We start from the raw sequence: 17,699 nt of genomic DNA on the forward strand, positions 1-17,699 counted from the left end.
ATAAGTCACTCCGGGGCAGATGAAAAGCAATTTACTGTATTTTTGAACAGCATTCAGCACTCATCATAGAGCTCATCCATAACAACACGATGATTCACAATTGATGGAAGCTCTCAATTTCTTCGCTGCACTGATGAGAGCCTGTTCCGTCTCAGACCAGGACAAGCAAGGGTCAGTCACTGACTGGCCAAACGTTAACAAAGAGGGATCTTGCAGCGGTTGCCGGCCCGCCTCAATAAAGCTTTCTAGCATTACGCCTAGAACAGGCGCCCCGTTGATACGCTGTTGTAATACCGCTTGCAACACTTCCGACTGTCGCTCAGCGACTTTACCGCAGTTAGCATGACTACAATCGACCATAAGCTGTACAGGCAACCCGGCATGACTCAGCCTATCAGTCGCAGCTTGAATAGAATTCGCATCATAATTAGGACCCTTATGCCCTCCTCTGAGCACAAGGTGCGTATTCGCATTCCCCCTAGTCACTTTTTGCTGTAAACGTCCATCCGCACTCTGGCCGAGTATCGTATGAGGCTGCGCAGCGGCACGCATGGCATTCATCGCCACCTCAAAACCACCATCGGTACCATTTTTAAATCCAATCGTACCCGGTAAATCACTGGCCATTTCACGGTGTGTTTGAGACTCCGTCGTACGTGCCCCAATCGCGTACCAGCTCACCAAATCCTTGAAGTAATCGGCCACCAGAGGATTCAGTGCCTCGGTCGCTATGGGCAACCCTAACTGAGCGACCTCGCTCATTAACCGACGTGAAAGCGTCAAACCTAGCGCTAAATTATCTTGCCCACTCAGACGAGGGTTGGTGACAAACCCCTTCCAGCCCAGCGCAGTTCTCGGTTTTTCGATATAAACACGCATCACTGGATACATCACATCTGAAACTTGTGATGTAAGCGCCGTTAATCGACGTGCATAGGCCAAAGAGGAGGCCATGTCATGAATAGAGCAAGGGCCAATGACAACAAGTAACCGTGGGTCGTCTCCGTTAAGAATACGATGAATCGTTTGGCGCTGTTGCTGAATTTGATGTTTCAAAAGTGGACTTAGCGGATACTGCGCTTGCAATTCTGCACAGGAAGGCAAAGAGGCACAGTCTGTCGTTTCATTAACCACATCAGTCTGCGCTGGGTGAGTCGCCGTTTGAGAAGCATTCACAGTCGATAAAGCAGTCATGCTTTGAATCTCCTTAATACTTGAGTCTTCTGACTCAGGTATATCAACATCGTAATGTTAAACATGTTCGTAAATGGCCGGCGATATTCACTTGCTGAACACCAGCCGTACTCAAGGCGCAGCAAGCGTCACTAAATCGCCACCCATAAGCCTGTGTCAGATAAACCAGTGCGATATTGAAATATGACATGTTCAGATCCTCTAAATTGATGGCGTTAGGCCTGTCGAACGAATACCCGTTCTAGCAAATAAAACGCATAAAAAAACCCCGGTGTGGACAGGGCCACTCACCGGGGTTCTTGATACAGGGTGGGCGGCCATCAGGCGCCCAACCGAGTAGGCGCACTCAGTCGGTAAAATACCAATAGTTCATAGGGACTTGCTGAATCAAATTCAACAGTGCCGAGTCTGAGCGAACGCCTGTATGGCTGACTGAAAAATTTTCACGCACGAAAGTGTCAGCGCCTTTGTGGGGCTGAAAACCATGATTTAGAACACATGAGCATTGATCAGTTAATTTTTTCATAGCTTGATCATGCCGACTTAATCAGCGCTTGGCAAGGCCTTTTGTGCCATCATTTTAGCTGTCACATATTCAGCACGAGATGACGCATTGACGGGTTTACCCTTCTCGTTACACCAAGCCAACAATTCTTCGACATCAACCTCAACGCGATCAATAAAGATTTGTCGAGTGGCAAAGACTTCTATCATTTCTTCAGTCTTGGCGCGCCACTCCTCCCAAGTCGACTCCAATAGATCATGATCTTCCGCAATATCCAACAAACGCGGCCACTGTGCTTCTTGTATCCAGCAAATCCCCGCTTTCTGCGGGGCTGCAGTCTGTGCCTCTTCCATTCCCACCGCTCCTAAAGGCTTACCATCATGCCTAAAACCCTAGCACGATGAGCCTGTTCAGCCAAATCATCAAACAGCTGGTTATTCAAATAATTAGTTATTCAAACAATTAGTTATTCAACCCATTGATCAACCCACTTTAATCGCGTAGGCATCTAGCAATGTCTCCTGAACACTGATTTCAGCCTCCCCTTCGGCGGGTGTCTGCAAGCGATAACTACCATCGCTTTGTAAGCACCAACGTTGGCAGTTGTCCACGAGGTAAGTCTCAAGGTCTTTGCGCACACGATTAGCAAGACGAGGCTCAAGCAATGGGAAACAGGTCTCCACCCGGCGGAACATATTTCTTTCCATGAAATCGGCACTGGCACAGTACACCTCATCCCGGCCGTTATGATGGAAGTAAAATACACGGGTGTGCTCCAAAAAACGTCCGATAATAGAATGCACTCGTATCGTTTCAGAAATACCCGGCAAACCAGGTTTTAAACAACACATACCACGAATGATCATATCAATTTCAACACCCGCCTGACTGGCTTTATACAGAGCACGAATCAGCTTGGGTTCGGTCATGGAATTACATTTAATAATGATACGTGCTTTATGGCCTGCAGCGGCATGCTCGGCTTCACGCTCAATCATAGCGACTAGCTGTTTATGCAGTGTAAAAGGCGCATGCAGAAGATGGTTCATCTGAAGCACTTGCCCCATACCGCACAACTGCTGAAACACTTTATGTACATCTTCACATAGCTCAGGATGAGCGGTTAGAAGCCCATAATCAGTATACAGTTTGGCTGTTTTCGCATGATAATTACCGGTCCCGACATGCGCATAATGCTTTAACTTGCCATGCTCACGACGCAAAATATGCATCATCTTGGCATGGGTTTTATACGCCACCACACCATAAATAACGATAGCACCGGCTTCTTGTAGGCGACTGGCCAAAGCTAAGTTATCCGCCTCATCAAAGCGCGCTCTCAACTCAATCACCACGGTCACTTCTTTATTATTGCGAGCGGCTTCCACCAGTGCATTCACAATTTCAGAATCGGCGCCAGTGCGATATAACGTTTGTTTGATTGCCACAACATTGGGATCTCGTGCTGCCTCTCTGAGCATATCCTCAACGGGTGCAAAGCTCTCAAACGGGTGATGCAGGAGAATATCCTGCTGCCGAATTGCATTAAAAATCGAGCCTTCTTCTCGCTTCAAAGGTTTAGGCAATCCCGGGGTAAAAGGTGGAAACTCTAAATCCGGACGCTCTGTTTGACCCATCACCGTCATTAAACGATTCAAATTGACCGGTCCATTCACGCGATACAGCTCATCTTCACTCAGACCAAACTGATGGAGTAAAAAATGAGACAACTCGTCCGGGCAATTATCCGCCACTTCCAATCTGACGGCATCACCATAACGGCGTGACAATAGCTCCCCTCTCAAAGCACTAGCGAGATCAGACACCTCTTCCGGATCGACCAGAAGATCCGCATTACGTGTCAGCCGAAACTGATAACAGCCCTTCACTTTCATGCCGGGAAAGAGCAGTTCAGCATGGGCATGAATCATGGAAGAAAGAAATACAAACTCATCACCACCTTGTGTCAAGTCCCCAGGCATGCGAATCAAGCGTGGTAAGGATCTCGGCGCAGGCAAAATCGCTAACCCACCTTCACGGCCAAAAGCATCTTTTCCTTCTAAAGACACAATGAAGTTAAGGCTTTTATTCACCAAGCGTGGGAAAGGATGTGAGGGATCCAAACCAATCGGACTAATGACGGGCATGATTTCGTCCTGAAAATACTTCGCGACCCACGCCTTCTGCGCATGACTCCATTGGTTACGTCGCACAAAACGGACGTTATGTTCTTCTAATGCAGGAATCAAAATATCATTCAAAATATGGTATTGCCGATCAACCTGCTCATGGCAAATACGAGAAATCTCTTTTAAAACCTCAGCAGGGCGCATGCCATCGGCATCAGAAGTTTCACGTCCAAACGCCAATTGCCGCTTCAGCCCAGCCACCCGAATTTCAAAGAATTCATCGAGATTGCTGGAAAAAATTAATAAAAAAACCAACCGGTTAAATAATGGATGACTTTCATCCAACGCTTGCTCAAGCACGCGAATATTAAACTGGAGATGAGAGAGTTCTCGGTTGAAGTAAAGCTCAGGAGCATCGAGATCAATATCAGAAGAGGGCTTACGTCGGCGCACTCCCGTTTTGCTCTGATTAATACGCAGAATAGGGCGTGTGACGGTACCCGCCTCATCATACTGAACCTCGGGCAAAGAATGGGGAGGGCGGGGATCACTACTCATGGTACAAGCTCCTTAAGCCATGTTCATAGACAGACACTACAGCACCATCACAATGAAATGATTACCGGTATAGCATGGTGTTGTGCTAGTAGGTTGATCAAGATGCGATCAATCGATATTCGAGTACATGGTATTAACAATAGGGCTGCAAGACTGAAACAACGAGATGACAAAAAGATGACAGAACGCCATTCAGTAATGACGCACTGCATCATCATAGTGTGACTCAATTGGCTACACCGCTGAAGGCTGCATTAGATTGAAGTGACGCTATCCGTTGGAGGATCTGCTATGAATAAACATATTGCTGTTATTTTAGCGGGCTGCGGCCACCAAATGGGGTCAAGTGCCGAAGATACTGTGCTGACCCTGTTACAGTTGGATCATGCGGGTGTACAGAGCCAATGTTTCGCACCGGAGCAAGCTCACATCCCTCCAGCCAACTTACCATCACCCACATCACTACCGCTGGCTGATGCTGCCAAACTCACACGTCAGCCCGTTCTCCCACTTAATGACGAGACACAAGCTAAACACTTCGATGGCATTATTATTCCTGGGGGACGTGGAGTGCTCAGCGTCTTCTCAAATCTAGATCAACCGGATGCAACACCAGAGCTACAGGATGAGCTGGCCGATTTTTTAGCCTCAGCCCATCAAAATGATATCCCGATTGCCACAATAGGGCTGGCCACGCTGCTCTTGCCTATTGCCTTTGGCGAAGGAATTACTTGCACACTGGGCCAAGAGGCTGCAATGCTCGGCACATTGATGCACTTAGGCGGACTACATCGTCATTGCGAAGCCGATGATATCGTCATTGATCATGCTCAAAAGCTACTCTCAACACCAGGCACGTTAGAGGCAGAACACTTAAGTCATGCCGCTAAAGGAATTCATTGCCTTGTTGATCGTCTACTTGAATTGAGCAACTAGTCATGACATTTGGCCACAGCGGTTACTCAATGCCCAACGGATCCCCCTGATGTCAAACAGGTTATATCAAGTCAGGCATTTCAAAGTTAAAAGACTGGGCCAAACGAATGACTTCAACCCCCCAAAGCATTGCGGGATTAATCGGATGGCGATCACTTAATCCACATGTCGAACAAATTGCAAAGTTCTCTGCCCCGGTGTTCCGACGCCGGGGTGAAATAAAGAAATTACCATCTGCTTTTTTTATACTGGCCACAACTGGCGCCTTGGGGTCCGTTGTACGCCCAACCACAACGGCTCGCTCCCCATTGTTTAATCTGACATAGACCCCCGGCGGGTATAAGCCTAATTCATTCAGAAAGAGCAAGGTCAACTTTTCATCAAACGACTCGCCTCGTTTAATGAAGAGCTCACGCAGCGAGTCCTTATGCTGAATTGGCGGCCGATAAGGACGCGCCGTCACCATAGCGGAATAGACATCAGCTAATGCCAAAATACGGGCTTCTCGACGAATATCATCCCCTTTGAGACCAAGAGGATAGCCAGTACCATCTAACTTCTCATGATGCTGGCGCACTAATTCGAGCCATAACTCCGAATCCACACCCGAATGCGCAAGCATCCGAGCACTTTGTAGTGGATGTTTATTGATTACACGGCGCTGCTTTGAAGAAAGGGGCTGACGCTGTAAATGAAGTTGTTGCTGGTAGTGATTCATCGCGATATTACAAGTCAGAGCCGCGCCAATCGCCGGCAGCTGGATCTCTTGCTCAACACGCAGTCGCTTTAGAATCAACTCAGTCAGCACAGCCATCTGCATTGGGTGGTGCAGATGATAGGGAAACTGATCGGACAAATGAACGGCGCCTAACAGGGCATCAGCATCATAATGAGATAACCCCTGTAGCGTCGTCACGATTTCATAAATACGTTTCTCGACTAAGCCTGCCCGCGGCGGCACTTCTTGTTCAATGAGTTTAAATGCCTCCTGGAGCTTCATGCATAACTCATCAAACTCAGCAAAGGGATTAATACGCCGGTTGAAGCGGACAGGCTGCGGGAGTTGATGTGTCGTTTGATGACGTTGTGTCGGCACATGTAGGCCGACTTGAACCAACACATCTCGTTGATGCTGAGAACGTACTCGAGCACCTTTGGCCAAGAGTAACTTACCAAATTCATCATAAACAGCCCAAGGGATAGGCTGCCCAACTTGTAACTCTTCAGGCGCAATACCTGTCAACTCAAAGCCACGTAACTGCATCATTGTTGTCATCCTTGTAGCCCCCGCCGTTACGGTCGCCACACTGCGCGCCGATCGATGCGTCGAGTAAGGATTCGAACCAAACCTCACCTATCACGCCGCATCATCGTCAACAGAACCTACCTTTAGAAGCCGTAATACTCATCCAGCAAATCGGTGCCGCACTGCAAGCCTTCTAACCATTGAAGAAAAGGCTCAATCATGGGTTTAGGAATAATGGCGCCATGTTGAGGCACAATCATTTCCACTGGATACTGACGAATCATCGCCACCCATTTAGCCAAAGCCGCTTGATTGCCCATGTAACGCCGATGAAAACCTTCCATATAACCACGATGCTGTTCCCAATCCTCAGCGAATAAATAACGCTCGCCTTTTGGAAAAACAGCGGCCCCGATATCGCCTGAAAACAAGATATTAGAGCGTGTATCGTAAAAACTAAAGTTACCTTCGCTATGCAAAAAATGGGCTGGCAGCAGCAGTATTTCACCGCCTTCGGCAAGGCGAATCTTACGTCCTTTATCTTCAATCGGCACAAGACGGCTCACATCATTAAAGCCGAAATGGGAAACAAAGCGCACCCATAGCCTAGAAACCAATAATTTAGCCTGAGTGGCCTTCAGCCATAGCGTCACTGAAGACAACACATCTGGATCTTGGTGGGTCGCAAGAATATAGCGAATCTGATCAAGGGCCACATACTTGTTTAACTCAGCCACGACATCAGAAAAAATGAAAGCACCACCAGGATCAAACAAATACGCCTGATCACCATGAGTGACCAACACTTGGTTTGACTGCACCAAACTTTCTTCTGCTTCAGGATCTTCCCAGCCAAACCAAATCAGCTGGTGCTCGTCGTCCTCATACAAAATCCGACTTTGTTCAACCATCGATGTCCGCCCGAGCCTCAATCTAACTTACTCAATAAATAGACACATTACCTGTCCTTCGATAAGCCACCATGACTTAAAACAAAAAAGCCGTCGATTAATGTCGACGGCTTTTATTTACGCTTATGTCAAGGTCACTGGATCACATTTCTTCACTACGCTTCGGTAACAGTCGCGCAATCAAGATACCCACTTCAAAAAGCAGCCACATGGGTAGTGCCAACATGCTTTGCGAAAAAATATCGGGAGGGGTCAGCAGCATCCCCACCACAAAACACCCCACAATCACGTAGCCACGCTTAGCCGCTAGCTTCTGTACAGAAGTCACCCCTATTTGTACTAGCAATACAGTCGCCACGGGAATTTCAAATGTAATACCAAACGCGAAAAACAGCTTGAGCACAAAGTTTAGGTAGGCGTTGATATCCGTCATGACCTCAACACCTTCAGGCCCAGTACTGGTAAAGAAACCAAATATCAGTGGGAACACCACATAATAAGCAAAAGCCATCCCGGCATAAAACAACACAATACTAGAGGCGAGGATGGGCACAGCAATACGTTTTTCATGGCGATAAAGCCCAGGCGCCACAAAGCTCCACGCTTGGAATAGCACAAACGGCATGGCGGCAAAGATCGCCACAATTAACGTGAGCTTAAAAGGCGCTAAAAAGGGTGAAGCCACTTCAGTCGCGATCATATGAGAGCCTTCAGGCAACAAATCTCGCAAAGGCCCCGATACGAACTGATAAAGATCATTCGCAAAATAAAATAGCGCACCGAAAACACATAAAATGATCAGCACACTTTTAAGTAAACGGTTTCGCAGCTCAACCAAGTGCTCAATCAAAGGGGCATGGGCGCCACCCTCAGGAGTGACCTCAGTTGATGCTGACGGTGTATCAAGATCCGTGGACTCTGGTTCATCAGAAGTCACGGTGGGAGTCGACTCACGCTCACTCATCGAGATGATTTACCTGTTTCTGATGTGGGCTCGGATCGTTCAGCAGGTGGCACCTCCGAGTGACTCTGCTGCTGATTGAGCCTATCGGCACTTTCATTACCTGCCGCTCCATTAGCTGCCGTTCCATTACCTAACGCGCCATCACTTGCCGACTGATGATTCGCTAAATTCGCATGACTATCGTCACTTGAAGCCAATGCGTCAGCCTCAGTCACCGGCGACTCAGAATTGGGCGCCGACGTCTCAGCTTTGTCGGGAGAGCGGTCAGGTAAAGGCTCGCCTTTGAGGGATGCTTTGGCTTCTTCTTCAGTACGAATCAGGCCATCCTTGACCCGCTTCTCATGTTCAGCCAAGCGTTGACGCATTTCTTCAAGCTGCAGCTGGTCATTGACCTCTTGCTGGATGCTGCTCGCCATACGCTTGATACGCCCGACCCATAGGCCCACAGTCCGCACCGCCTGAGGCAACCGCTCAGGTCCAAGGATCAATAGTCCAAGAATGGCAATAAGCAATAACTCGAAAAAGCCGATATCAAACATAGTGGCGGCTTATCGCTGCGACTTATCGTCGGACGTTTGAGACGACCGCTCAGCCGTGACGTCAATCGCGTCATCATCTTCAGAGCGTTGCTCTACAGACTTCTTCTCGGCGTTATTCTGATCCTGATCATCAGTTTTGACAGCCTCTTTAAAGCCTTTGACCGCGTTGCCTAGATCGCCGCCAATATTGCGTAGCTTCTTCGTGCCAAAGATCAAAATAATGATGCCCAGCACGATTAATAACTGCCAGATACTAATGCCACCAAACCCCATGATCTTCTCCTACACCCCTGCGGGCGATTCATTCAAAACGGTCATAGCCCACGTCAATACAGGCAGATAAAGACCACACACTGATCACACCAATGCGTGATAGGCCTTTTTACTCCTGCACGCGAGAGGCTTTCTCTTCTAATCCGGATATTCCCATACGCCGTGCAAGTTCATCGAGCACTTCGCCATGGCTCACACCTAAATGCGATAGCATCACCAGAGAGTGAAACCACAAATCGGCCGTTTCGCCAATCAAGGCTTGTCGCCCCCCGGGAAGCGCTACATCCTTAGCCGCCAAAATCGTTTCTGTCGCCTCTTCCCCTACTTTTTCAAGAATTTTGTTCAATCCTTTATGGTGAAGTTGGGCCACATAAGACGTCGAAGGATCAGCTTGGCGACGTTGCGCCAAAATATCATCCAGTTGATCGAGAATATCACTCATCAGAAGTCCTGCATCATGCTTGAAATCATGTGACAAAGGTATTTCAAAATACCCAAGTTGGCATTAAAAAAGTACTTTTTCTCGCTTCACTTCATTCCACCGTGTTCAAAATCAAACACAATGGAGATCAATATGGTCTCTCAAGCTCATACTGACTCAGCGGCGCAACAAGATCACCAGCCCGAGTACGCCAATCCCGCCCAACACGAACTCAGGCATCGCTTTGAGTTGAGGCATATAGTCAGGATACAAGCCATAGAGGGCGAATGCGATCAACAACAGTCCGATCCAACGCCAACCACCTTGTCGCCGATTAGCACTGACCTCTTGGGTCAACTGCTGTAATACCTGACGGTGCGCCTGTTGCTCTTGCCGCCAATCCTGTAACTGGTTCAAACTTTCATGGGCCAACTGAGGCAACTCAGGAATCTGTTCTAACCAATCAGGTAATTTTTCATAGGCTTTCTTCACGATCCCCCGAGGGCCAACCCGTTGTTTCATCCAGTTTTCCAGATAAGGCTTAGCCGTACTCCAAAGATCTAACTCGGGATAAAGCTGCCGTCCGAGCCCTTCAATATTCAGTAATGTTTTTTGCAGCAGCACCAACTGAGGCTGTACCTCCATATGAAAACGCCGGGCCGTTTGGAAAAGCCCCAATAACACTTGACCAAAAGAGATATCCATCAGCGGTTTCTCAAAGATCGGTTCACATACGGCTCGAATTGCAGAAGCAAACTCATTCGCTCTCGTATTCTCCCCGACCCACCCCGACTCAATATGAAGGCGCGCGACTTCATAATAATCCTGCTTGAAAAAGGCCAATAGGTTGCGCGCCAAATAGTTCTGATCTTCAACGGTCAAGCTACCGACAATGCCACAATCGATACCGACATAACGTGGAGACGCGGGGTTACGAACATCAACAAAGATATTCCCCGGATGCATATCCGCATGGAAAAAATTATCGCGAAACACCTGGGTAAAAAAGATCTCAACACCACGTTCAGCCAATAGCTTCAAATCAACATGATGTGAGCGGAGAGTTTCTACATCCGCCACTGGAACGCCATAGATACGCTCTTGAACCATGACATTGCGGCGTGATAAATCCCAGTAAATGCTGGGCACATAAAGCAACTCAGAATCTTTAAAGTTACGCTTGAGCTGGGAAGTATTGGCCGCTTCTTTTTGCAAATCCAGCTCATCAAACAAAGTCACCTCATAATCGGCGACCACTTCTCTTGGACGCAACCGGTGCGCTTCAGGCACCAGCTTCAGCATGAGTTCTGCCACCATGTACATCAGCGCAATGTCTTTGCGCATAATGCGATCAATACCTGGGCGTAGAATTTTTACCACGACCTGATCACCATTGGGCAATTGTGCCGCATGGACTTGCGCAATGGATGCCGACGCCATCGGCTCGGTACTAAATTCGGTAAAGAGCGTTTCAATCGACTCGCCCAAGGCTCTTTCAACCACACGGCGTGCAACAGCGCCAGGGAAAGGGGGTACTTGATCTTGCAAGCGCTTCAGCTCTTGCGCCACGTCATCCGGTAAAAGATCCCGACGGGTCGATAGCATTTGCCCAAATTTAACGAAAATAGGGCCTAACTCTTCCAGGGATAAGCGTAATCGCTCCCCTCGGCTACGCTGACCGACAGGAAATAGCCGCATCGGGTTTACCCAAAGCAACCAACGCAGCATCACCGGTAACCGCTCAGCAGGAATTAACGTATCTAAGCGATAACGCGTGATGACATAGCCAATACGCAAAAAACGAATGATTCTGGACACCTCAAACTCCTGTCAGGCGGTGTTCTAACTGCCCAACACGGGCTTCCAAGCGATCAAGACTTAAGCGTAACTCACTAAGCTCATCTTCCAGGCGCTGCATCGCATGAGGAGCCGGTGCCCAGCGGACTTCTTCATGGACATAATCCCGCACATCCTGCTGCCCTGAAGACCAACTGCGCAAAGCCCAGTCACGTAAGCCCGTCAACCCAGAACGCCCCCAATCAGTCCATGTTGCGCCAACAAACTGAGATAAAAGGCGCGTGGTATCCAGCTCCAGAGATTGCACCAACGCCTGTAATGCTTCCAGACGCAAAGAATCTCCCCCCATGTGAACACCAGAGCTCATCATCGTCTCAGTGGAAGACGTCGTCGTCACGAGCTTCATCAAAGCAGAGGGGGATAACTCGAGCCATGCATCAGGCTCATCGTCCAGGTGACGATAAAAAACGACGCCTGAAGACGTGATACTGAGCCAAAGCACCACATCAGGAGGATTCAAACGAATACGAAAAAGGCTGCCTGACAACTGAGCCAAACGCGTTTGACACGCCGGACCTTTAAGCAGCGGATTAACCCACTGTTCTAACGTTGCCAAGGCGCCGAGTACCATGACCTGATTCATAATGCGATCTCGATCACAATTTGACGCCACGGTGCAATGCAACCACACCCCCAGTCATATTGTGGTATTCCACATGATCCAAGCCTGCATCGCTCATCATCTGCTTTAACGTTTCCTGATCCGGATGCATGCGGATGGATTCCGCCAGATAACGATAAGATTCACTATCCCCAGCAATCAGTTTTCCCATCAAGGGCAGAGCGCTGAAGGAGTAAAGATCATAGGCTTTAGACATCAATGCCGTCGTTGGCTTAGAAAATTCCAGCACTAACAACCGTCCACCAGGCTTAAGGATACGGGCCATATCCGCCAAAGCTTTATCCTTATCGGTCACATTGCGCAGGCCAAAGGCAATGGTAATACAATCAAAATGATTGTCAGGAAAAGGCAGCGACTCGGCATTGGCTTGAACGAATCGGATATTGCCGCCAAACCCTCGGTCTAGCAGTTTATCCCGACCGACGTTCAGCATCGACTCATTGATATCAGCTAAGACCACTTCACCCTCGTCACCGACCAACCGAGAGAAGGCCATGGTCAGATCACCTGTACCACCGGCAATATCCAGCACTTTATGGCCTTTACGCACACCGGACATTTCGATCGTGAACTTCTTCCAGATACGATGAATGCCAAATGACATCAGATCATTCATCACATCATAGTGACTGGCCACAGAGTGAAAAACGCTGGCCACTTTAGTGGCCTTCTCTTCCACAGCCACTTCTTCATAACCAAAGTGAGTGGTATTGCGGCGATCATCCGACATGCGGGAATTCCTTGGATAGAGTCAAAAGTAAATCAACAGAACAAAACCGCTGACAGCGAAACGCTTGTGATTGAGGGGCCTGTTCAATTCATGCCATCAGGTCACTTTCTCTTCCCACTCAGTCACTGGAAGACAAAGGAATCAAACTCGGTTGACGGCTCTTCCCCTGCTCAGCGAGCTGTGCCAGGTAATCTTGCCATAAACGCGCCTGGTTCTGCCCTAAGTGCGCCAGATAATCCCACGAATAAAGCCCAGTGTCGTGACCATCATCAAAACTCAGCTTCAAGGCATAACGCCCAACAGGCTCAATCTGCCAGATTTTAACCTCACACTTGCCCGTCTGCAGTATGGGTTGACCATGGCCCTTCACCTCCGCAGACGGAGACATAACCCGTAAAAATTCTGCACTCAAGGTGTAAGCGTGGCCATCTGCATAGGTCAACACCAAGCGACGCTCTTGTTGTTGATAATCAACAGAGGTGGGTACTGAGGTCTTCACCATAAGCGTTCGCCCCATCAAAAACAGGCCCCGCAGGGCCTGTCAGGTTTACAGAATATAACGGGATAGATCTTCGTCCCTGGCCAAATCACCTAACTGCTGATCAACAAATGCAGCATCGATGACCAGCTTTTCGGTCAGCTCTGTCGCACGATAAGACGCATCATCAAGCAAGCGCTCCATCACGGTATGTAAACGGCGGGCCCCAATATTTTCAGTCCCTTCATTTACCTGAAATGCAATTTCAGCAATGCGAGCGATACCATCTTCAGCGAATTCGATCTCAGCCCCTTCAGTCGCCAGCAGTGCTTGATACTGCCGGGTCAAAGACGCATGTGGCTCGGTTAAGATGCGACGAAAATCTTCCGGCGTCAGAGCCTTCAGTTCAACTCGAATCGGCAACCGCCCCTGCAACTCAGGAATCAAGTCAGAAGGCTTGGCGAGGTGAAAAGCACCAGAGGCAATAAACAAAATATGATCGGTGCGCACCATGCCATATTTAGTCGACACAGAAGAGCCTTCAATGAGCGGCAAGAGATCGCGCTGAACGCCTTCACGAGAGACATCAGCATTCGTCCCTTCACTGCGCTTACACACCTTATCAATCTCATCCAGGAAGACGATGCCGTTTTGCTCAACCAGCTCAACCGCCTCCTGTTTCAAGTCTTCCTCATTGACCAAGCGCGCCGCTTCTTCGTCACGAATCTGACGCAGTGCATCACGCACCTTCATCCGTCGCTGTTTACGCTTATCTTGCCCGAGGCTCGAAAAAAGACCCTGTAACTGCTGGGTCATTTCTTCCATGCCGGGGGGCGTCATAATTTCCACCCCCATCTGCTGGGCAGAGACTTCAACATCAATCTCTTTTTCGTCTAACTCACCTTCGCGTAATTTTTTACGAAACACTTGGCGCGTCGAAGAATCTGTTGACTGCGTATTACCCTGAGCATCTCGTGCAGGAGGCAGTAATGCATCCAGCACACGCTCCTCAGCGGCATCTTCTGCCTTATGACGCACCTTATCCATGGCCTGCTCACGCAGCATTTTGAGCGCACTTTCAGTCAGGTCACGAATAATGGTTTCAACATCACGCCCAACATAACCCACTTCAGTAAACTTAGTGGCTTCAACTTTAATAAAAGGTGCATTCGCTAACTTGGCCAAACGGCGGGCGATTTCTGTTTTACCCACCCCCGTCGGCCCAATCATGAGAATATTCTTGGGCGTCACCTCAGGCCGAAGCGCATCATCTAGGCGCATACGGCGCCAACGGTTACGCAGGGCAATCGCAACAGAGCGCTTCGCTTCGGCCTGTCCGACAATAAAACGGTCCAGCTCACTGACAATTTCTCGCGGCGTCATCTCGCTCATGATTCGAGCCCTTCAATAGTCTGCTGATGATTAGTAAAGACACAAATATCGCCGGCCATTTGCAGGCTTTTTTCGACGATTTCACGCGCTGACAGATCGGTATTTTCTAATAACGCCCGCCCCGCAGCCAGGGCATAATTCCCACCTGACCCAATCGCCAAAATGCCATGTTCGGGCTCAACCACATCACCCGTACCGGAAATACATAAAGTTGCGGTTTCATCAGCGACCACCAACATCGCCTCTAGACGCCTCAGTGCACGATCGGTTCGCCATTCTTTAGCCATTTCAACGGCGGCTTTCACTAACTGCCCCTGATACTTCTCTAGCTGTGCTTCAAAACGCTCAAATAGCGTAAAAGCATCGGCGGTACCACCGGCAAATCCCGCCAGCACTTGGTCGCGATATAAGCGGCGCACCTTGCGGGCATTACCTTTCATCACAGTGTTGCCTAGTGAGACTTGTCCGTCTCCACCTAGCACCACATCGTTGTCGCGTCTAACGCAGACGATCGTGGTCATTTGCTTCTCCTCACTTGATTCACTGAGACTCGTTTTTGAGGCGAAGACGCATAGATTCAAGTCCTGCGTCTGCCAAACGGTCCTGAGCCTCATTCATTAGACGCCGATCCTGATAGGGGCCCACCTGAACACGGTGCCAGGTTTCACCATTAGAGGAGCGCACAGCACTGATCTTAATATTATCAAAACCCAGTTTCTGTAAACGGCTGCCTAAACGCCTGGCATCATCCGCATTACGAAATGAGCTGACTTGCAGTAAATAACGCGGCAAATCGGCTTCATCAATTTCTGGTGAGGCGTAAGCCTCAACACTGGGCGCAATGACTTCGCTTTCAGGTAATAAGGTATAAAAATCAAAACGCGGAGATGGGGCGGCGGTCTCATCAGCGTTTTCCGCAACTTCATCGGCAACATCAGCCGCTTGCTGAGCTGCATTCGAGGCCGGTTTATCTGACGATTCAGCCCCTAAAGTCGGCTGTGTCGCCTGAGCCAAAGGCGTAGGCGCCGGCGGCATCGTGAACTGAGAAATCATAAAGCCAACCACCAGCCCCAGTAATAACCAGCTCCAACCAGGCAAACGTTGCCACATATTAGCCGGAGCCGTCGGTGCTGCTGGAGCCTTGGATTGACGCGATGCCGTGGCCGCTCCTTGGCGGGCAGATGAACGGCCCGTTGCATTGGTACGCCGATGCTGGCGACTCGCAAAATCGCGCGACATGCGTTACATCTCCTCGGGCGCAGTCACACCCAATAAACTCATCCCGTTAGCCAGAACCTGCCGAGTCGCCATCGCTAAGGTCAAGCGAGCGTTACGCAAGGAGGCTTCTTCGACCAGGAAGGGGCAGGCGTTGTACCAAGCATGCATGGCGGCCGCCAAATCACGCAGATACTGCGCAATCTGATGCGGCTCTAGATCTCGAGCGGCCAGCTCAACCACTTCAGGGTAACGCGCCAGCTGATTAAGCAATGCTTGTTCCTGCTCGTGCACTAATAACGTCAAGGCCGCTTCACCGGCGTCACGATCCCAAGGCATATCCTTTTCATTGGCCTGACGCGCCACACTACACAAGCGCGCATGGGCATACTGAATGTAATACACCGGGTTTTCGTTGGATTGCGAACGCGCCAGATCAATATCAAACGTTAACTGAGACGTCGCAGCACGGGCAGCGAGGAAGTAACGCGTCGCATCACGCCCCACCTCATTAATCAAATCCCTCAGCGTGACATAGCTGCCTGCACGCTTTGACAACTTAACTTCTTCGCCGCCTCGCATGACCGTCACCATCTGGTGCAGGACATAATCAGGCCAGCCTTCTGGAATGTCGACATCCAGTGCCTGCAAACCGGCACGAACGCGAGTAATCGTCGAGTGGTGATCCGCACCTTGCTCATCAATCACCCGCTTAAAGCCACGCTGCCATTTATTCAGATGGTAAGCAACATCCGGCACAAAGTAGGTGTAGCCGCCATCTTTCTTACGCATGACACGGTCTTTATCATCACCAAAATCGGTGGTGCGCAACCAAAGGGCGCCATCTTGCTCATAGGTATGACCTTGTGCGATTAAGCGTTGCACGGTCTCTTCCACTTTGCCTTCATCATACAAAGAGGATTCAAGGAAAAAGACATCAAACCCGACATCAAACGCCTTGAGATCCTGATCTTGCTCGTGGCGTAAAAAGGCGACCGCAAAACGGCGGATCGATTCCAGATCATCGGCATCGGCTGCACCCGTGACCTCAATATCATCCGCCTTGACCGTTTCGCCCGCCATATAGCTGCGTGCAACATCTTGAATATAATCGCCACGATAACCATCTTCCGGCCAACCTTGATCATCGGGGCCAAGGCCCTTGGCCCGCGCTTGAACCGACAAGGCCAGATTAGCGATCTGTTGGCCCGCATCGTTATAGTAAAACTCTGCGGTCACATCCCACCCAGTCGCTTCCAGCAACCGGCACAGACAGTCACCCACTGCAGCGCCACGACCATGGCCGACATGAAGCGGTCCCGTCGGATTCGCTGAGACAAACTCGACCTGAACCTTTTGTCCAGCGCCGGTTTGGCTACGGCCAAATTGAGCCGCCTGCTTCAGGATCTCCGGCACAATCGCCGTTTGCGCTGAGGAGCTCAAGAAAAAGTTAATAAAGCCTGGCCCGGCAATTTCCGCCTTGCTGATCTGATCAGTCTCAGGCAAGGCCTGGATAAGCCGTTCCGCCAGATCGCGGGGGGGCATACCCGCCGCTTTAGCGCTCACCATCGCCAGGTTAGTGGCCAGATCTCCATGGCGTTTATCCTTAGTGTTATCCACCATGATGCGCGGGTTGAAATCAGCGGGGAATACCGCCTCGGCTTTCAGGCGATCGACAGTCTGCGACAAAATCTCAGCAATGAACGGTTTCATGAATAAGCTAGCTTTC

At 49.6% G+C, this 17,699-nt stretch carries 18 protein-coding genes; 1 reads left to right on the plus strand and 17 read right to left on the minus strand.

The window, feature by feature from the left end; all coding sequences use genetic code 11:
* Window positions 1–72: 72 nt before the first annotated feature.
* The 3 genes from BFW38_RS12350 to ppk1 form a co-directional block, all read right to left on the minus strand.
* On the minus strand, window positions 73–1,194 hold the full coding sequence (locus BFW38_RS12350) for a 3-deoxy-7-phosphoheptulonate synthase (RefSeq protein ID WP_139116620.1): 1,122 nt from the start codon (window positions 1,192–1,194) through the stop codon (window positions 73–75).
* A gap of 543 nt (window positions 1,195–1,737) precedes the next feature.
* Window positions 1,738–2,052: a hypothetical protein gene (locus BFW38_RS12360; RefSeq protein WP_068999134.1), complete on the minus strand. Its 315-nt coding sequence runs from the start codon at window positions 2,050–2,052 to the stop codon at window positions 1,738–1,740.
* Between the two features lie 129 nt (window positions 2,053–2,181).
* Entirely contained in the window at window positions 2,182–4,386 is a 2,205-nt protein-coding gene (ppk1, locus tag BFW38_RS12365; RefSeq protein WP_084004629.1) for a polyphosphate kinase 1, read from the minus strand.
* A gap of 291 nt (window positions 4,387–4,677) precedes the next feature.
* On the opposite strand from ppk1, the gene BFW38_RS12370 reads away from it, so the two are divergent.
* Window positions 4,678–5,322 carry a type 1 glutamine amidotransferase family protein gene (locus BFW38_RS12370; protein ID WP_068999135.1) on the plus strand — a complete coding sequence of 215 codons (645 nt, stop codon included), beginning with the start codon at window positions 4,678–4,680 and terminating at the stop codon, window positions 5,320–5,322.
* Window positions 5,323–5,383: 61 nt separating this feature from the next.
* On the opposite strand, the gene BFW38_RS12375 is transcribed toward BFW38_RS12370, so the two are convergent.
* The 14 genes from BFW38_RS12375 to argS all read right to left on the minus strand — a co-directional run bounded on the left by BFW38_RS12375 (window position 5,384) and on the right by argS (window position 17,683).
* Complete coding sequence (locus tag BFW38_RS12375) at window positions 5,384–6,589, minus strand: HD-GYP domain-containing protein (RefSeq protein WP_068999137.1); 1,206 nt, start codon at window positions 6,587–6,589, stop codon at window positions 5,384–5,386.
* Window positions 6,590–6,711: 122 nt separating this feature from the next.
* Window positions 6,712–7,479, minus strand: a complete 768-nt coding sequence (locus tag BFW38_RS12380) for an oxygen-binding di-iron domain-containing protein (protein WP_068999139.1) — start codon at window positions 7,477–7,479, stop codon at window positions 6,712–6,714.
* A 142-nt stretch (window positions 7,480–7,621) separates the two neighbouring features.
* Window positions 7,622–8,443: a twin-arginine translocase subunit TatC gene (tatC, locus tag BFW38_RS12385; protein WP_084004631.1), complete on the minus strand. Its 822-nt coding sequence runs from the start codon at window positions 8,441–8,443 to the stop codon at window positions 7,622–7,624.
* The gene (tatB, locus tag BFW38_RS12390) at window positions 8,440–8,982 is read right to left on the minus strand and encodes a Sec-independent protein translocase protein TatB (protein ID WP_068999141.1); all 543 of its coding nucleotides are present in this window, start codon (window positions 8,980–8,982) and stop codon (window positions 8,440–8,442) included. Before tatB ends, tatC begins: the two co-directional genes overlap by 4 nt.
* Window positions 8,983–8,991: 9 nt before the next feature.
* Complete coding sequence (gene tatA / locus BFW38_RS12395; RefSeq protein ID WP_068999143.1) at window positions 8,992–9,255, minus strand: Sec-independent protein translocase subunit TatA; 264 nt, start codon at window positions 9,253–9,255, stop codon at window positions 8,992–8,994.
* Between the two features lie 109 nt (window positions 9,256–9,364).
* Window positions 9,365–9,697, minus strand: a complete 333-nt coding sequence (locus BFW38_RS12400) for a phosphoribosyl-ATP diphosphatase (RefSeq protein WP_068999145.1) — start codon at window positions 9,695–9,697, stop codon at window positions 9,365–9,367.
* A 156-nt stretch (window positions 9,698–9,853) separates the two neighbouring features.
* Window positions 9,854–11,494 (minus strand): ubiquinone biosynthesis regulatory protein kinase UbiB, encoded by a 1,641-nt coding sequence (gene ubiB, locus BFW38_RS12405; protein WP_084004632.1) that lies wholly within the window; start codon window positions 11,492–11,494, stop codon window positions 9,854–9,856.
* A gap of 1 nt (window position 11,495) precedes the next feature.
* Window positions 11,496–12,116 carry a ubiquinone biosynthesis accessory factor UbiJ gene (locus BFW38_RS12410; RefSeq protein WP_068999147.1) on the minus strand — a complete coding sequence of 207 codons (621 nt, stop codon included), beginning with the start codon at window positions 12,114–12,116 and terminating at the stop codon, window positions 11,496–11,498.
* A gap of 13 nt (window positions 12,117–12,129) precedes the next feature.
* The gene (ubiE, locus tag BFW38_RS12415; protein WP_068999149.1) at window positions 12,130–12,885 is read right to left on the minus strand and encodes a bifunctional demethylmenaquinone methyltransferase/2-methoxy-6-polyprenyl-1,4-benzoquinol methylase UbiE; all 756 of its coding nucleotides are present in this window, start codon (window positions 12,883–12,885) and stop codon (window positions 12,130–12,132) included.
* A 118-nt stretch (window positions 12,886–13,003) separates the two neighbouring features.
* A complete protein-coding gene (locus BFW38_RS12420) occupies window positions 13,004–13,387 on the minus strand; it encodes a gamma-butyrobetaine hydroxylase family protein (protein WP_068999151.1) in 384 nt (127 codons plus the stop codon).
* Between the two features lie 45 nt (window positions 13,388–13,432).
* On the minus strand, window positions 13,433–14,755 hold the full coding sequence (gene hslU, locus BFW38_RS12425; RefSeq protein ID WP_068999153.1) for an ATP-dependent protease ATPase subunit HslU: 1,323 nt from the start codon (window positions 14,753–14,755) through the stop codon (window positions 13,433–13,435).
* The gene (hslV, locus tag BFW38_RS12430; RefSeq protein WP_068999155.1) at window positions 14,752–15,276 is read right to left on the minus strand and encodes an ATP-dependent protease subunit HslV; all 525 of its coding nucleotides are present in this window, start codon (window positions 15,274–15,276) and stop codon (window positions 14,752–14,754) included. Before hslV ends, hslU begins: the two co-directional genes overlap by 4 nt.
* Before the next feature lie 19 nt (window positions 15,277–15,295).
* Window positions 15,296–15,994, minus strand: a complete 699-nt coding sequence (locus BFW38_RS12435; RefSeq protein ID WP_068999157.1) for an SPOR domain-containing protein — start codon at window positions 15,992–15,994, stop codon at window positions 15,296–15,298.
* A gap of 3 nt (window positions 15,995–15,997) precedes the next feature.
* A complete protein-coding gene (argS, locus tag BFW38_RS12440; RefSeq protein WP_068999159.1) occupies window positions 15,998–17,683 on the minus strand; it encodes an arginine--tRNA ligase in 1,686 nt (561 codons plus the stop codon).
* Between the last annotated feature and the right edge of the window lie 16 nt (window positions 17,684–17,699).

The sequence above is a fragment of the Terasakiispira papahanaumokuakeensis genome (assembly GCF_001709345.1).
Lineage (GTDB): Bacteria > Pseudomonadota > Gammaproteobacteria > Pseudomonadales > Halomonadaceae > Terasakiispira > Terasakiispira papahanaumokuakeensis.

What these genes read in the sequence shown, in the direction of transcription:
- BFW38_RS12350 (WP_139116620.1), bottom strand. Translation starts at nt 1,194, where the DNA reads ATGACTGCTTTATCGACTGTGAATGCTTCTCAAACGGCGACTCACCCA.
- BFW38_RS12360 (WP_068999134.1), bottom strand. Translation starts at nt 2,052, where the DNA reads ATGGAAGAGGCACAGACTGCAGCCCCGCAGAAAGCGGGGATTTGCTGG.
- ppk1 (WP_084004629.1), bottom strand. Translation starts at nt 4,386, where the DNA reads ATGAGTAGTGATCCCCGCCCTCCCCATTCTTTGCCCGAGGTTCAGTAT.
- BFW38_RS12370 (WP_068999135.1), top strand. Translation starts at nt 4,678, where the DNA reads ATGAATAAACATATTGCTGTTATTTTAGCGGGCTGCGGCCACCAAATG.
- BFW38_RS12375 (WP_068999137.1), bottom strand. Translation starts at nt 6,589, where the DNA reads ATGATGCAGTTACGTGGCTTTGAGTTGACAGGTATTGCGCCTGAAGAG.
- BFW38_RS12380 (WP_068999139.1), bottom strand. Translation starts at nt 7,479, where the DNA reads ATGGTTGAACAAAGTCGGATTTTGTATGAGGACGACGAGCACCAGCTG.
- tatC (WP_084004631.1), bottom strand. Translation starts at nt 8,443, where the DNA reads ATGAGTGAGCGTGAGTCGACTCCCACCGTGACTTCTGATGAACCAGAG.
- tatB (WP_068999141.1), bottom strand. Translation starts at nt 8,982, where the DNA reads ATGTTTGATATCGGCTTTTTCGAGTTATTGCTTATTGCCATTCTTGGA.
- tatA (WP_068999143.1), bottom strand. Translation starts at nt 9,255, where the DNA reads ATGGGGTTTGGTGGCATTAGTATCTGGCAGTTATTAATCGTGCTGGGC.
- BFW38_RS12400 (WP_068999145.1), bottom strand. Translation starts at nt 9,697, where the DNA reads ATGAGTGATATTCTCGATCAACTGGATGATATTTTGGCGCAACGTCGC.
- BFW38_RS12410 (WP_068999147.1), bottom strand. Translation starts at nt 12,116, where the DNA reads ATGAATCAGGTCATGGTACTCGGCGCCTTGGCAACGTTAGAACAGTGG.
- ubiE (WP_068999149.1), bottom strand. Translation starts at nt 12,885, where the DNA reads ATGTCGGATGATCGCCGCAATACCACTCACTTTGGTTATGAAGAAGTG.
- BFW38_RS12420 (WP_068999151.1), bottom strand. Translation starts at nt 13,387, where the DNA reads ATGGTGAAGACCTCAGTACCCACCTCTGTTGATTATCAACAACAAGAG.
- hslU (WP_068999153.1), bottom strand. Translation starts at nt 14,755, where the DNA reads ATGAGCGAGATGACGCCGCGAGAAATTGTCAGTGAGCTGGACCGTTTT.
- hslV (WP_068999155.1), bottom strand. Translation starts at nt 15,276, where the DNA reads ATGACCACGATCGTCTGCGTTAGACGCGACAACGATGTGGTGCTAGGT.
- BFW38_RS12435 (WP_068999157.1), bottom strand. Translation starts at nt 15,994, where the DNA reads ATGTCGCGCGATTTTGCGAGTCGCCAGCATCGGCGTACCAATGCAACG.
- argS (WP_068999159.1), bottom strand. Translation starts at nt 17,683, where the DNA reads ATGAAACCGTTCATTGCTGAGATTTTGTCGCAGACTGTCGATCGCCTG.